Annotated in this window: 12 protein-coding genes; 1 reads left to right on the top strand and 11 read right to left on the bottom strand. The window is 69.8% G+C overall.

Features of this window, described 5'->3' with window-relative positions; genetic code table 11:
- The 6 genes from QZ772_RS18615 to QZ772_RS18590 form a co-directional block, all read right to left on the bottom strand.
- Positions 1–774 (bottom strand): SDR family oxidoreductase (locus tag QZ772_RS18615; protein ID WP_295529337.1); only part of this gene is annotated, 774 nt, incomplete at its 3' end.
- Positions 775–1104: 330 nt separating this feature from the next.
- Entirely contained in the window at positions 1105–1458 is a 354-nt protein-coding gene (locus tag QZ772_RS18610) for an alpha/beta hydrolase (protein ID WP_295529335.1), read from the bottom strand.
- A 249-nt stretch (positions 1459–1707) separates the two neighbouring features.
- Positions 1708–2310, bottom strand: a complete 603-nt coding sequence (locus QZ772_RS18605; RefSeq protein ID WP_295529332.1) for a DUF4337 domain-containing protein — start codon at positions 2308–2310, stop codon at positions 1708–1710.
- A gap of 171 nt (positions 2311–2481) precedes the next feature.
- On the bottom strand, positions 2482–3273 hold the full coding sequence (locus QZ772_RS18600; protein ID WP_295529330.1) for a sulfite exporter TauE/SafE family protein: 792 nt from the start codon (positions 3271–3273) through the stop codon (positions 2482–2484).
- Between the two features lie 81 nt (positions 3274–3354).
- Positions 3355–5946, bottom strand: coding sequence for an EAL domain-containing protein (locus tag QZ772_RS18595; RefSeq protein WP_295529328.1), 2592 nt, complete (start codon positions 5944–5946; stop codon positions 3355–3357).
- A gap of 12 nt (positions 5947–5958) precedes the next feature.
- Positions 5959–6435, bottom strand: coding sequence for a prepilin-type N-terminal cleavage/methylation domain-containing protein (locus QZ772_RS18590; protein ID WP_295529326.1), 477 nt, complete (start codon positions 6433–6435; stop codon positions 5959–5961).
- Positions 6436–6599: 164 nt separating this feature from the next.
- On the opposite strand from QZ772_RS18590, the gene QZ772_RS18585 reads away from it, so the two are divergent.
- A complete protein-coding gene (locus tag QZ772_RS18585) occupies positions 6600–7928 on the top strand; it encodes a sensor domain-containing diguanylate cyclase (RefSeq protein WP_295529324.1) in 1329 nt (442 codons plus the stop codon).
- A 144-nt stretch (positions 7929–8072) separates the two neighbouring features.
- Here the strand turns inward: QZ772_RS18585 and QZ772_RS18580 are convergent, their stop codons facing one another.
- The 5 genes from QZ772_RS18580 to QZ772_RS18560 form a co-directional block, all read right to left on the bottom strand.
- The gene (locus QZ772_RS18580; RefSeq protein WP_295529322.1) at positions 8073–8522 is read right to left on the bottom strand and encodes a carboxymuconolactone decarboxylase family protein; all 450 of its coding nucleotides are present in this window, start codon (positions 8520–8522) and stop codon (positions 8073–8075) included.
- Positions 8523–8683: 161 nt separating this feature from the next.
- Positions 8684–10096 (bottom strand): acetyl-CoA carboxylase biotin carboxylase subunit, encoded by a 1413-nt coding sequence (locus tag QZ772_RS18575; RefSeq protein ID WP_295529320.1) that lies wholly within the window; start codon positions 10094–10096, stop codon positions 8684–8686.
- Entirely contained in the window at positions 10093–11082 is a 990-nt protein-coding gene (locus QZ772_RS18570; protein ID WP_295529319.1) for a tripartite tricarboxylate transporter substrate binding protein, read from the bottom strand. Before QZ772_RS18570 ends, QZ772_RS18575 begins: the two co-directional genes overlap by 4 nt.
- Positions 11083–11116: 34 nt before the next feature.
- Entirely contained in the window at positions 11117–12691 is a 1575-nt protein-coding gene (locus QZ772_RS18565) for a carboxyl transferase domain-containing protein (protein ID WP_295529317.1), read from the bottom strand.
- Positions 12688–13666 (bottom strand): CoA transferase (locus QZ772_RS18560; RefSeq protein ID WP_295529315.1); only part of this gene is annotated, 979 nt, incomplete at its 5' end. The genes QZ772_RS18565 and QZ772_RS18560, both read right to left, overlap by 4 nt.

Below are 13666 nucleotides of genomic sequence, written 5' to 3'. Positions count from 1 at the left end.
CGGAATGGCCGGCACGGCCTGTTCGGGACCCATGGCCGAGTAACCGCCGTCCACCGCGTAGTCCGCGCCGGTGACGAAGCTGGCACCTTCCGACAGCAGAAAGGCCACCACGTTGCCGACTTCCGCCGGGTCGCCCACGCGGCCGAGCAGGTGGTAGGCCGCCGCCACGCGGTCGGTCTTGGCGCGGTCGCCGTGGGTCAGCTCGTCCATCACGCGCGACCAGGTCCAGCCCGGCGACACGGAATTGACGCGGATGCGGTCGGCCGCGAAATCCATCGCCATGTTGCGCGTGACCTGGACCAGCGCCGCCTTCGACACCGGATACAGCCAGCGCCCGGTCTGCGCCACCTTGGCCGAGATGCTGGTGAAGTTGACGATGGCACCGCCGCCGGCCTGGACCAGGTGCGGGCGCACCGCCCGGGCCGCCATGACGGCGCTGACCACGTTCACGTCCAGTGCGGTCAGCCACTCCTGCCGGCCGGATTCGGCGCCGCCGTCGAGGTAGGTGCAGGCCAGATTGACCAGCCCGTCGATGCGGCCGAAATGCATGGCGACCTTGGCCACAGCCTGGTTCAGGGCGTCGTCCTGGGTCACGTCCACCGGCCAGAAGCGGGCGCGGTCCTCCTGGCCGGCCACGGCGCGGGTGCCGCCGGCCTCGTCGATGTCGAACACGGCCACCCGTGCGCCGGCCTGCAGCAGCACGTGGGCCACGCCCGCGCCGATGAGGGTGGCGCCGCCGGTCAGCACGATGACCTTTCCGTCCAAGCGATGCATGTGAGTTGCCTTTCATCCGTGGTGTCGGCGCCGCGGGTCGGGCTTTGCGAGCCGGGCCCGGCGCTTGGATGAATGGTGCGGCGCGCGTCCGTGCCGGCCTAGCCGCTCCCGGCGCCGGCTATCCGCAGACTGCGAACACTTGGCCGCGGCGAGGACGCCCCACCATCGAAGGTCGAGGTCGCCGGTCGACTGCCAAGTGACCGGCAGCACCGACGCTCCAAAGCAGAAAGCCGGCATGCTTTCGCATGCCGGCTTTCCCAGATGCCCGAAGGCACGCGCCGCTCGCATGGCCCGCTGACGACGGGCGCCGCGCTCGGCGTCAGTGGCCTATTAGAGGCCGGCCTTGCGATAGACCGACAGGCTGCCTTGCGTGTACTGCGTGGGGATCGTGCTGTTCACGAAGGCCTTGGAATCCAGGTTCCAGGTCGGGTTGTGGGCAGCAGCCACGGCTTCGGCCTGCACGGCGGCACGGCTGCGGGGAGCGGCCGGGGCCACGGCGACCTGCTGGCCGACGTATTCCAGGTTCTGCTCGGCGCGAGCAGCCTGCACGCCCTGGGCGTTCACTTCGGCGCGGCTGAGGGCCGACACGGGGGCGACGACGCCCTGGTATTCCTCGGCGCTGGCGCCGGCAACGGCGGCGAACGACAGAGCGGCGAGGGCGATGATCTTCGAGGTCTTGGTCATGATTTTTCTCCTAAGCAGAGCGTTGAACAGAGCTGGCGGGGCACCTGCCTCACCGGCTTCGGGTCTGCGTTCAATCGCTGGCCCGTGAGATGAATTGTGGACCTCTCATCTAGGGAAAACCCTTGTCTTTGACGAACGTTACGTTCACGCCAGCGAAACAATCGCGGCGTGATGACCTACGTCGTTGCATCTGTGGAACTGTGCGCCGCGCTCTGCGAACCGCGGCCTGCGGCGCAGCGACGCGTGGTCTCAGATGTGGGCGAGGGCGAGCCCGCCGATCACCAGCCCCAGCCCGGCGACCCCGAACATGCCCCACTCCAGCCAGCGCTTGCGCGTGAGCAACGCGATGGCGGCCAGCGCGATGGAGACCTGAAGCGCGGTGGTGGCCTGGGCCCAGCGGTGGTGTTCGTGCAGGGCGGCGTCGGAGCGCTGGTCCCAGTCGTCGGCCTCCTTGTCCAGCTTCTGGGCGGCCAGCTGGATCTCGGCCTTTTCCTTGTCGTAGCGGGCGGCCTTCTCCTGCAGGGCCGGCTTGCGGTCATCGGGCGACAGGTCACGTGCGAATTCGGCCAGCGCCTGCTTGGTGCTCTTGGCCTGGTAGTAATTCCACTGGTTCGCGGCCTCGGTGCGCTTCATGCCGGCGTTGTTCTTGTAGAGGCCGGCATTGGCCTGCGTCAGCCCGCCCATGTAGGCAAAGATGGCGCCCACCGTGGCGATCACGGCGGTGAAGACGGCCACCTCGTTGGTGATGCTGCGCTGCTTGCTGGCGGCAGCGGCATGCTCGGCCTCGTGTTCGGCGGCATGCTGGAGTTCGTGGTCGTGTGGACCGTGGACGTGGAAACCGGAAGAGGACATGGCGGAAGGCGTGCGTTCTTGGAGGTGTTGGAGCTGCCGGATGGCAGCGGCCGGGATGATCCCAGCCTTCGATGAACGCACGCCGTACTGCCGGCGCCGACGCATCCTGGAATGGAAAAGCCGCGCGGCGTCCTGGCCGGGCTGCGCGTCGCCACCGCATATCGCACCTGCTCAGTGGATGCGCAGCGCCCCCAGCACCAGCGAACCGCCTGTGGCCACGAGGAGCGCCGCCACGCCCCAGCGCAGCACGTTCGCGGGCACATGCGGCTGCAGGCGAAGCGCGAGGCGCGTGAGCAACTGCACCAGCGGCAGCGCGATGGCCGCCAGCAGCACTGCGCGCAGCGAGAAGCCACCCGTCGGCACGTTGAGCGCAATGCGGGTCAGCGCATTGGCCGCGAACATCAGCAGCAGGCCGCGCCGCACCACATCCAGGCCCAGGGGCTGGCGATAAAGGTGATACACGATCGGCGGTCCCGAGGTACCGAAGAGTCCGCCCATCAGCCCCGACACCAGCCCTACCACCGCAAACTGTCGCGGTGGCGCGAGCGTCTGCCGTACCGCGCCCCGGCGCAGCAGCACCAGTGCGCACAGCACGATCACGCCCCCGAGCAGCAGCCTGAGCATCGTGGTGGCGCCTGCGCTCAGCCGGTGCAGAAGCAGCAGACCCAGGCCCACACCGACGCAGCTCGTGAGGATGGCCGGCTTCATGAGCGGCCAGGGCAGCGGTTGCCGGTGGGCGCGGAAGTAGGCCCAGGCATTGGCCAGCGTGAGCACCGTCGCCACGTTGGCTGCGTCGGCCACCGAGGCCAGGTCGAAGCTGGCCACCAGGCTCAGGAAGACCAGACCGAAGGCGAAGCCCGAGAGCGTCTGGGCAAAGGTGGCGACGGCAACACACAGCAGGTACAGCGCCAGTGCGGTGGGCGGGCCGAGCAGGGCGGCCAGGGAATCGAGCGGGAAAGGCATGCGCAAAGGTGGCCGGGGAGGGGCGCGGCGCAAGCCGGCCAGGGCCGCGTCGCATTGTCGATGGCCCGCCGGTGCGCCTGCTCAGTGAGAGACTGCGCCCTGCCTGTGCGCACTCGCGGGCGGCGGCACCAGCGCATCCACCGGCACCGGTTCGCTGTAGAGATAGCCCTGCAGCTCGTCCACGCCCAGCTGCCGCAGCATGGCCGCCTGTGCCTCCGTCTCCACGCCTTCGGCCACCACGCGCTTGTCCAGCGCCCGGGCCAGGGCCATGATGGCCGAGGCGATGGCATAGGCCGTGGGCTGGTGACCGAAAGCCTGCACGAAGCTCTTGTCGATCTTGAGCGTGTCCAGCGGCAGGGTGCTCAGGTAGCTCATCGCCGAATAGCCGACGCCGAAGTCGTCGAGCGCGATGTCGAAGCCCATGGCGCGCAGGCGGCCGAGCTTGTGCACGCAGCCCTCGATGTCGCGGAAAAAGGCGCCTTCGGTGATCTCCAGCTCGATGGCGCCGCGCGCCTGCGGAAACTCTGCCGCCAGGGCCTCCACCTGCGGCAGGAAGTCGCGGTGCGCCAGCTGCAGTGGCGAGAGGTTGACCGACAGCCGCGTGAGCGGCGGATGGGCCTGCATGCGCCACCGGCTGACCTGCTGCATCGCCTCGCGCAGCACCCACAGGCCGATCTCGCCGATCAGGCCCGCCTCTTCGGCGATGGGAATGAAGCGATCGGGCGGGATGCGGCCCTTGACCGGGTGCTGCCAGCGCAGCAGCGCCTCGGCCGAGGCGACGGCGCCATCGCTGGCCCGCACGCGCGGCTGGTAGAGCAGGAAGAACTGTCCCGCCGCCAGGGCACCGGCCAGACCGCGGCGCAGCTCCAACCGCTCGGCCGTGGACGCGTTCAGCGTGCTGGTGTAGTCGACCACGCGGTTGCGGCCGCCCGTCTTGGCGGCGTACATGGCCGCGTCGGCGTTCTTGAGCAAGGTCTCGTGGTCGCGGCCGTGGTCGGGAAAGGTGGCCACGCCGATGCTCGCACCGATCTGCACGTCGAGCGTGTCGATGCGAAAGGGCTGCTGAAGGGCCGCGAGCACGTGGTGCAGCAGGGTGTGCAGTGCGTCTGGCGGCTCGTGGCACACCAGCAGCACGAACTCGTCCCCGCCCATGCGTGCGAGCCGGGTCTGCGTCCTGGTCAGGCTCGTGCGCAGGCGATATGCCACCTGCTGCAGCAGCCGGTCGCCCACGCTGTGGCCGTAGGCGTCGTTCACGTCCTTGAAGCCGTCGAGGTCGATGAAGGCCAGCGCCAGGCCGTCGTTGTGCCGGGCGGCCTGGGCCATGGCCTCGTCCAGGGCATCGACCAGCCCCAGCCGGTTGAGAAGGCCGGTGAGGCTGTCGACCACGGCCCGCGCCACCAGCTGCCGCTCACGCTCGTCGGCCTGGACCGCCACGGCAAGCCGGGCGCACAAGGCGTCGGTCTCGTGGCGCAGGCGTCCGGCGCGCGTCGCGCTGTCGGTGGCGCCGGTGACCTGCAGCGTGAAGGTGCTGTCCGGGCGCTGCGCCACCGGCAGCACTTCGCACGGGCTGGACGCATCGACCGTGAGCGCAGCGCTGAGCAGCGTCTGCCGATCGGTGTCGAGCACCAGCGCCTGGGCGGGCTTGCCATCCTTGGGCTGGATGCACAGGGCGAACTGCAGATGCGGGGCCGACCGCGCCAGGTGCCGCAATGCCATGGCGGCGATGTCGGGCAGGGCGTGCCGGGCCAGGATGGCCGTGTCCATATGCGCCAGCACCTGCGAGAAGGCCAGCTCGGCCCCGATCTCGCCCACCATGCCGTTGAAGGAGTCGGCGAGCTCGCGGAACTCGTCGGTCATGGCCGAGGCATCGACGCGCTGGCCGAAGTCGCCGGTGCGCACCGCCCGTGTCGCTTCGATCAGCTTTTCGAGCGGCAAGGTGATGCGCCGTGCATAGAAGGAGCTGGCGATCAACGCCAGCAGAAAGGCCAGACCCGTGGCCTGCGCGAGGGCGGTCCCGGAGCCGAACGGAAGAAAGCGGTAGGCATCGCGCTGCGGCGCTGCGCTGATCAGCCAGCTCGCACCGTCGAAGACGGGGGCGAGGTACAGCGGACGGATGTGAGCCAGTTCAGCCACGGCGCCTTCATGGGGCGTCAGGCAGTGCGGGCCGGGTGCCTGCTCGCTCTGGATGCAGATGGTGTGGCTGCTGCTGGCCAGGTTCTCCAGCAGGTATTCCGGCCGCATCTGGCCCTCGATGGAGCCCCCGCGGGGTGCCGCGACGCGCATCAGCGGCCTGACGCCAACTGAGCCGGACAGGGGCTGCAGCCGCAGTTCGCTGCGCGTGCCCGGGAGGGGTTCGGGCTGGTGCGCGATGCGCTCGAACACGTTCGAGGCCTGGAGTTCCAGTGCCTCGTTCGGCGCGCCGGACGCCTCGGCCTCGGCACGAGCGCGCAGCAGCATTTCGGCGGCGCGCAAGCGGTCGAACAGGTTCAGGCTGGCAGCCTTCGTGGTCTCCGCCATCAGCCGCTGCGTGGCGCGGCGCTGCAAGGTGTCGGTCAGCTCGTACGAGATCAGGGACACCGCGAGCAGGGGCAGCGCCACGATGACGAAGGCGCCCAGGAAGATGCGCCAGCCCCAGCGACTGCGAAAGACGACGGCGAAGCGCTGCCAATCCATGGGGCACCGCCCTCAGTAATCCGAGGCCTTGCCGATGAAGGCGCCATCGTTGGCCCGGATGATGTCGTCCTGGCTGGCGTTGGCAGTCAGCGGCGGCACGCTGCGCCCGTCCGGACCCATGCTGTACAGGTCGAAGTCGCTGTTGAGAGGATGCAAGGCCCGGTCCTTGCGCTTCTGACCGACGTTGGCGCCAGCCATCGCCAGGTACTGGTAGGGGTTGCCCCAGGGGTCGGCCTGCGTCCAGCCGATCTGGACCAAGGTGTCTGGAAAGTCCCGGTTGTCCAGGGCGTACTGGCTCAGCTTGGCCGCGATCACGCCAATGTCACGGACCGCGTCGGCCACCTTCATGCGGTCGCGGTAGTCGCCATAACGGGGCAACGCGATGGCCAGCAGCACACCGATCAGGCCGATGACCATCATCAATTCGAGCAGGGTGAAGCCAAGCAGCCACCGTCGACGGGTGTTCGCGGCGCGTAGCCGTTCTGTCATTCGCGCAGGCATCCGGAGTTGGTCATGGGATCCCCACAGCATGCTATGAATGTAAACAAATGCAAGCAGGACAGATGCTATCTCCGACGCGGCGCAATGTCTGTGGCCGAAGGCGCTTGCCCCTGTGCTGCAATGCAAATGTTTGCAAACAGGACACGAATTTCATGCCGCGGCGCCCGAAGACAAGCCAATCCGAGCCCGCCGACGTCGCAGCGCAGTTGCTGCTGTGCCATGGGGCTTCAGCGATGTGTGTGTATGACGCGCAGGACCGCATCACGCGCTGGAACGCGCGCTACCCCGAGTTCTTTCCCGAAGTGGCGCCGCTGCTGAAGGTCGGCCTGCACTTCGTGGAAACGGTACGCCCCTTCCTGCGGCTGCAGCATCCCGATGCGAGCGCGCAGGAGATCGAAGCGGGCGCCGCTGCGGCGCTGCGCCGCCATCGTGCTCTGGAAGGGCCGGTCCGCTACCAGCGCGCGGACGGCGGCCGCTGGCTCGAGCTGCGCATGTTTCCGCAGCCGGACGGTGGCCGCATCAAGATCTGGAACGACGTCACTGCCCAGCAGCAGGCGGCCGCCGCTGCCGGCGACCGCGGCATGCTGGAACTGCTCACCGTCGCCCATGTGGGGCTCATCGTCCATGATGTGGAGGGCCGGCTGCTCTACAGCAACGCGCGGTATTTCTCGGAGATGTTTCTGCATGTGCTGACTTCGCTGCCGGATATGCGCGTGCGAGGTCCGCACGCCGCGTTCTGGCCCGAATTCCGTGAAATCTTCGGCGGCGAACCGGCCTACGAGGCGCTGTGCAGCCTGCCAGGCGGCGGGCGGCTGCCGCAGCCGGTAACCCTGAAGGCGCGCACCGGGCACTGGTTTCGCATCGCCGAGGAAGACTGGCGCGGCGGGGTCGCCTCCATCTGGACCGACGTGACCGACCTCATGCAGCGCGGTCAGGCCCTGCAGGCGGCCTACGGGGAGGTGATGGCGCTCAATGCCCAACTTCGCGACCGTGCCGAGACCGACAGCCTCACTGGGCTGCCGAACCGGCGGCATTTCGAGGCGGCCTTGGCGCGCGCGCAGCGGCTCGTCGACGAAGGTGCCGGGCATGCGGTGGCCGTGGTGGACATCGACCGCTTCAAGTCGATCAACGACCGCTTCGGTCATGACGTGGGAGACCACATCCTCACGGAGGTCGGTCGCTGCATGCGTGCGACGCTGCAGCCCGGCGACCTGTTGGCCCGCTTTGGCGGCGACGAGTTCGCCGCCGTGCTGCAGGTTGCCGGCCTGGAAGAAGCCGCTGCCCGCGCGCGATCGTTGTGCGCTGTGGTGGAGCGCTTGTGCCTGCAAACAACCGCCGAGCACGCGATCCGCACCAGCGTCTCGGTCGGCGTGGCGGCGCTGCATGCTCAGGGCGATCCGGCCGAGACGATGCGCGAGGCGGATCTGGCCATGTTCGAGGCCAAGAAGGCCGGTCGGAATCGGGTGGGCGTGGGGAGGTGATTGCCGGGATGCGGCGCCAGCGGGGGCGCGCCGCTGGCTGCAAACGCGGCCGAGACACTGCGTTAATCACTCAATGTGTCTTATGTCTAATCAAAGAAGAGGAACCGGTCTCGGCGTGGGCCCGCGGCGCGCGGGCCCGGCGGCTCACGCTTTCGCCCGCGGCTTCATGCGGAAACTCACGCCCATGCGGTTGATGGCGTTCATCGTGGCAATCGTGAGCGTCAGGTCGACGAGATCCTTTTCGCCGAACGCGGCCAGCGCGGCCGCATAGGCATCGTCGGAGGCGTGGCTCTCGCTCACGCGGGTGACCTCTTCCGACCAGGCCAGAGCGGCACGCTCCTGTTCGGTGAACAGGTGCCGCGCCTCGTGCCATACCGGAATGAGCACGAGCTTCTCGATCGACATGCCTTCGGCGAGCAGGTCCCGTGTGTGGATGTCGATGCAGTGCGCACAGCCGTTGAGCTGCGACACGCGCAGGAAGACCAGATGCGTCAGCAGGCTCGGAAGGCCTGTGCCCTTGCTGACGAAGTGGTGCAGCGCTCCGAGCGCCTTGGCGCCCTCGGGCGATGCTTGGAACCAAACAGAGCGATCCATGAATCAGTTTCCTCCGGTCTGGGTGGTGGACAGAGGCCCGGCGGGGCCTCCCATCCACCAGACGTTCGACCTGGAGGCGCTGTGACAAGCGCTGCAGAAATGCGCCACGCATCGGCCATTGGGGCGGCGGCGCCCCACGCGCCAGCCCGCCCATCGAGCGCTCAGACCCGAGCCACCGCCCGCGCTTGCCGCTGCGGCACGAACACCTCCTCCACCCACCGTGTCCACACCCCCTGCCCCGCGAAGTCCGGATGCGCCAGCAGATCGCGATGGAAGCCGGCCGTCGTTGCCACGCCCTCGACCACCAGTTCCGCCAGCGCCTGCCGCATGCGCGCGATGGCCTCGTCGCGGGTCGGGGCGTGCACCACCAGCTTGGCCAGCAGCGAGTCGTAGTACGGCGTGACGACCAGGCCGTCATGCGCATGGCTGTCGCAGCGCACGCCCTCCCCCGTCGGCGCGACGAAACGCGTCACGGTGCCGGGACGCGGCAGGAAGTTCTTGGCCGGGTCCTCGGCGTTGATGCGGCATTCGAGGGCGTGGCCGCGCAGGCGCACGTCCTCCAGCGCGAACGACAGCGGCAGTCCCGCGGCCACGCGCAACTGCTCGGCCACCAGGTCCAGGCCGCTCACCATTTCGGTCACCGGATGCTCGACCTGGATGCGGGTGTTCATCTCCAGGAAGTAGAAAGCGCCGCTCGCCTCGTCCAGCACGAACTCGACCGTACCGGCGCCGTGGTAGCGCACCGCCCGGGCCAGCGCGAGCGCCGCCTGGGCCATCGCCTCGCGCGTGGCCGCGGCGAGGTGGGGCGACGGGCTTTCCTCGATCAGCTTCTGGTGCCGGCGCTGGGTGGAGCAGTCGCGTTCGCCCAGGTGCACGAGCGCGCCATGGCGGTCGCCCATCACCTGGATCTCCACATGGCGGGCGCGCTCGATCAGCTTTTCGACATAGAGCGTGGCATCGCCGAAGGCCGCGCCCGCCTCGGCGCTTGCACTGGCAAAGGCCGCGGCCAGCTGCGCGGGCTCGCGCACGATGCGCATGCCCCGGCCCCCCCCGCCGGCGCTGGCCTTGAGCAGCACCGGATAGCCGATGTGCGCCGCCTCGGCCTCGGCCGCCGGCAGATCGGGCAGCGCGCCCGAACCCGGCACGCGCGGCACGCCGGCGGCCAGGGCCATGCGTGTGGCGGCGATCTTGTCCCCCATCGCCTCGATGGCTTCGGGCGAGGGGCCAACGAACACCAGGCCGGCCTGCGCGCAGGCGCGGGCAAAGCCGGCCCGCTCGGACAGGAAGCCGTAGCCGGGGTGCACGGCCTGGCAGCCGCTTTCGAGCGCGGCGTCCACCAGACGCTGGATGTTGAGGTAGCTCTGGGCCGCTGGCGCGGGCCCGATGCGAACCTCGGCGCCGGCCAGGCGAGACGCCATCCCGCCCGCGTCCGCATCCGACACGGCCACTACCGCCTCCAGCCCCAGCGACTGGCAGGCGCGCACGATGCGCACGGCGATCTCGCCGCGGTTGGCGACCAGCACCCGGCGCAGCGCGCCGAGCGCGCCGCCCTTGTCTGCAGCGGGGCCGCTCATGGCTGCTTCTTCAGCAGATGCAGCTCGCCCAGCAGCGCACGTGCGCCCTCGGCCTCGCTGTCGAGGTACTTGACGGTCTCGGCAGCGCCCATGAAGCGCGGGCGCCAGTAGTTGCGCGCGAGGAAGGCATTCCACTCCGGCGTGGCGGAGATGCGGCGCAGCACGCCTTCCCAGAAGGCGATCTGCGCCGGCGTCATGCCCTTGGGCCCCTGCAGCCCCTGCGACGACGCATAGACCGCGTCCACGCCCTGTTCGCGCCAGGTGGGCACGCCGGCCAGGTCGCCGCCCAGCCGCTCGGCCGAAGCCACCGCGAGCACCCGGATCTTGCCGGCCTTGAGCTGCGGCACCACGTTGATGGCCGAGGCCGACACCACGTCCAGGTGACCGCCCAGCAGGCTGGTCATGGACTCGGCCGAGGACTTGTACGGCACGACCGTGAGCTTGGCGATGTCCACGCCAGCCACCTGCAGCGGCTTGGCGATGGCCGCGTGGATGTGGTTGCCGATGGAGGTGGCCACGCCGATGGACAGCGCCGCCGGGTTCTTGCGCAGCGTCTCGACCAGATCGCGACCGCTCCTGATGGGCGAGTCGGCGCGCACGGCGACGGTGATGGTTTCGTCGAACAGGATGGCCAACGGCGTGAAGTCCTCGTAGCCCAGCGACACCTCGCCCACCAGCTTGTTGTTGATCGAGGAGTGCGTCAGCGTGGCCAGCAGGTGGCCATCGCCCGGCTTCGCGGCCAGCGCACCCATGGCCACCATGCCGGCGCCGCCCGGCTTGTTGACCACCAGCATGGGCACGGGCAGCAGCTTGTCGCGGTCGATCAGGGACTTGATCTCGCGCGCTGCGGTGTCCAGCGCCGCGCCGGCACCGGCGGGCACGATGTATTCGACGGTGCGCTCGGGCTTCCAGTCTTGTGCCGTGGCCAGCAGGGGCAGCGCGAGCAGCAGGCCGGCGACGCGGCGCCGGAGGCGGGAAAGGGCCATGGGTTGTCTCCTTGCTTGTTCTCGGAATGGCGCGTCAGGCGCGTGCGCCGCGCGTGTTCTCCAGCACCGCCCGCGCGTCGGCCATCCAGTCGCACAGCAGGGCCCGCGTCTCGCGCGGGTCGATGATGTCCAGGATGCCGAAGTGCTCGGCCGTGCGGAACGGCGAGCCGATGCGGTGGTAGCGCGCTTCCAGCGCCGCGCGGGCGGCGGCCGGGTCGGCCGCGGCCTCGATCTCGGCCTTGTGGGCCGCGTCCACGCCGCCCTCGATCGGGATCGAGCCCCAGCGCGCCGAGGGCCAGGCGAAGCGGTGGTTGAGCGCCGGGAAGTACTTGGGCGCATGCATGCCGCCGGCCATGCCGAAGGCCCGCCGCAGGATGATGCTCAGCCAGGGAATGCGCACGTCCTCGATGGTCTGCACCACGCGCACGGCGCCCAGCAGCGTGCCGGCCAGTTCGGCCTCGGGGCCGGTGGCGTTGCCGGGCTGATCCACCAGGTTGACCATGGGCAGGCCGAAGGTGTCGCACAGCTTGGCATGGCGCTCGGTCTTGTAGGCCGCGGCCAGGGTCATGGCGCCGCCGGCCACCTTGGGGTCGCTGCACAGCACGCCCACCGGCCAGCCGTCCAGACGCGCCAGCGCCGTGATGATGGAGCCGCCCTGCCAGCGCCCGATCTCGAACACCGAGTCGCGGTCGAACAGCGAGGCCATGATGCGGCGCGGGTCGTAGATCTTGCGGCGGTCGTGTGGGATGGCGTTCTTGAGCCAGTCGTCCGCACGGCCCGGATCGTCGGTGGGCGTGGTGCGCGCCGGCAGGCGGTGGCTGCTGGCAGGCAGGTAGCTCAGGAACTGCCGCACCTGGCGAAGCGCGTCGGCCTCGTCCTCGGCTTCGTTGTGCACCAGCGCGCTCTTGCGGTGGACCTTGTAGCCGCCGAGGTCGTTCTTGTCGACGTCGATGCCGTAGGCCTGCTTCACCACCGGCGGGCCGGCCGCGAAAACCTGCGCCTGGTCGCGCACCATCACCGAGAAGTGCGACAGCAGCACCTTGACGGCGCCCAGCCCGGCGCAGGCCCCCAGCGCGACGCCCACCACCGGCACCGTCTTGAGCAGTTCCACCCCGGGCCAGTTGCCATAGCCGGGGATCTTGGCGGCGGCCTGCTGCATCAGCAGCTTGACGCTGCCGCCCGCGGTGTCCACCAGGCGCACCAGCGGCATGTGCTGGGCCAGCGCCAGGCGCTCGGCATAGATCCACTTGTCGGAAAGCGTGCCTTCGGACGAGCCGGCGCGGATGGTGTAGTCGTCGGCCGAGACCACGATGCGGCGTCCTTCCGTGCGACCCGTGCCGATGATGGCGTTGACGGGTTGCAGGTCCAGCAGCCGCCCTTCCTCGTCGTAGCGGCCGCGGCCGGTGATGCGGCCCAGCTCGCGGAAGCTGCCGGCGTCCAGCAGCGTGTCGATGCGCTCGCGCGCCGTCTGCCGCCCGCGTGCCTTGTGGCGGGCGACGGCTTCCTCGCCACCCATGCGGGCGGCCATCTGCCGGCGTTGCTGCAGCTCGGCCAGTTCGTCGGCCCATTCGCCGCTGGCATCGAGTTCGAGGGGCAGGGTCACGCTCATGGGGCCTCCTGGGCGGAAAGGGCGGGTGCCAGCTCGTCGCGCAGGGCCTGCGTGTGCGCCCCGAGCTCGGGGCCGGTGTGGCGGATACGGCCGGGCGTGGCCGACAGGCGCGGCACCACGCCGGCCTGGGTGGTGTGGCCCAGCGCCGGATGGGGCACCTGCTGCAGCATGGCGCGCGCGGCGAACTGCGGGTCCTGGAAGATGTCGGCGATGGTGTAGATGCGCGAAGCCGGCACCTCGGCCTCCTGCAGCATCGCTTCCAGCTCGGCACCGTCGAACGAGGCCGTCCATTGGGCGATGAGGGCGTCCAGCGCCTGCATGTGCGGCTTTTCGCCGCGGCTGCGGATGGTGCTGAAGCGCGGGTCGTCCAGCAGTCCGGGCTGGCCCATCAGGCGCACCAGCCGCTCGAAGGTGCGGTTGCTGTTGGCGGCGATGAGCACATAGCCGCCGCCCTGCACCGGGTACAGGCTGTTGGGCGCCATCGACGGCAGGTTGGGTCCCTCGCGGGTGGGCACGACGCCGAGCTTTTCGTAGGCGGGCACCAGTGGTTCGAGCTGGGTGAACGCGGCCTCGTAGAGCGCGACGTCCACTACCTGGCCGCGGCCCGAGCGGCTGCGCTCGTGCACGGCCGCCAGCGCGCCGAAGGCGGCATAGGTGGCGCTGAGGTAGTCGGTGGCGGCCACGGCCACGCGGGCCGGCGGCCGGTCCGGATCGCCGGTGAGGTGGCGCACGCCGCCCAGCGCCTCGCAGATGGCGCCATAGCCGGGGCGCTGGGCATAGGGCCCGTCCTGGCCGTAGCCGCTGATGCGCACCATGATCAGCCCGGGGTTGCGGGCCGCCAGCGCGTCGTAGCCCAGGCCCAGTCGCTCCATCACGCCCGGGCGGAAGTTCTCGACCAGGATGTCGGCCTGCAGGATCAGCGCCCGGGCCAGCGCGTGGTCCTGCGGATCCTTGAGGTCCAGAGCGACGCTGCGC

Source organism: uncultured Pseudacidovorax sp., from assembly GCF_913773995.1.
GTDB lineage: Bacteria > Pseudomonadota > Gammaproteobacteria > Burkholderiales > Burkholderiaceae_C > Xenophilus.
The sequence above is the reverse complement of the archived record's forward strand: the minus strand, read 5'-3'. Positions and strand labels throughout refer to the sequence as shown.

Bases quoted from the DNA above. Each gene is read 5' to 3' on its own strand.
- QZ772_RS18610 (WP_295529335.1), bottom strand. From the start codon at position 1,458: ATGACCAAGACCTCGAAGATCATCGCCCTCGCCGCTCTGTCGTTCGCC.
- QZ772_RS18605 (WP_295529332.1), bottom strand. From the start codon at position 2,310: ATGTCCTCTTCCGGTTTCCACGTCCACGGTCCACACGACCACGAACTC.
- QZ772_RS18600 (WP_295529330.1), bottom strand. From the start codon at position 3,273: ATGCCTTTCCCGCTCGATTCCCTGGCCGCCCTGCTCGGCCCGCCCACC.
- QZ772_RS18595 (WP_295529328.1), bottom strand. From the start codon at position 5,946: ATGGATTGGCAGCGCTTCGCCGTCGTCTTTCGCAGTCGCTGGGGCTGG.
- QZ772_RS18590 (WP_295529326.1), bottom strand. From the start codon at position 6,435: ATGACAGAACGGCTACGCGCCGCGAACACCCGTCGACGGTGGCTGCTT.
- QZ772_RS18585 (WP_295529324.1), top strand. From the start codon at position 6,600: ATGCCGCGGCGCCCGAAGACAAGCCAATCCGAGCCCGCCGACGTCGCA.
- QZ772_RS18580 (WP_295529322.1), bottom strand. From the start codon at position 8,522: ATGGATCGCTCTGTTTGGTTCCAAGCATCGCCCGAGGGCGCCAAGGCG.
- QZ772_RS18575 (WP_295529320.1), bottom strand. From the start codon at position 10,096: ATGAGCGGCCCCGCTGCAGACAAGGGCGGCGCGCTCGGCGCGCTGCGC.
- QZ772_RS18570 (WP_295529319.1), bottom strand. From the start codon at position 11,082: ATGGCCCTTTCCCGCCTCCGGCGCCGCGTCGCCGGCCTGCTGCTCGCG.
- QZ772_RS18565 (WP_295529317.1), bottom strand. From the start codon at position 12,691: ATGAGCGTGACCCTGCCCCTCGAACTCGATGCCAGCGGCGAATGGGCC.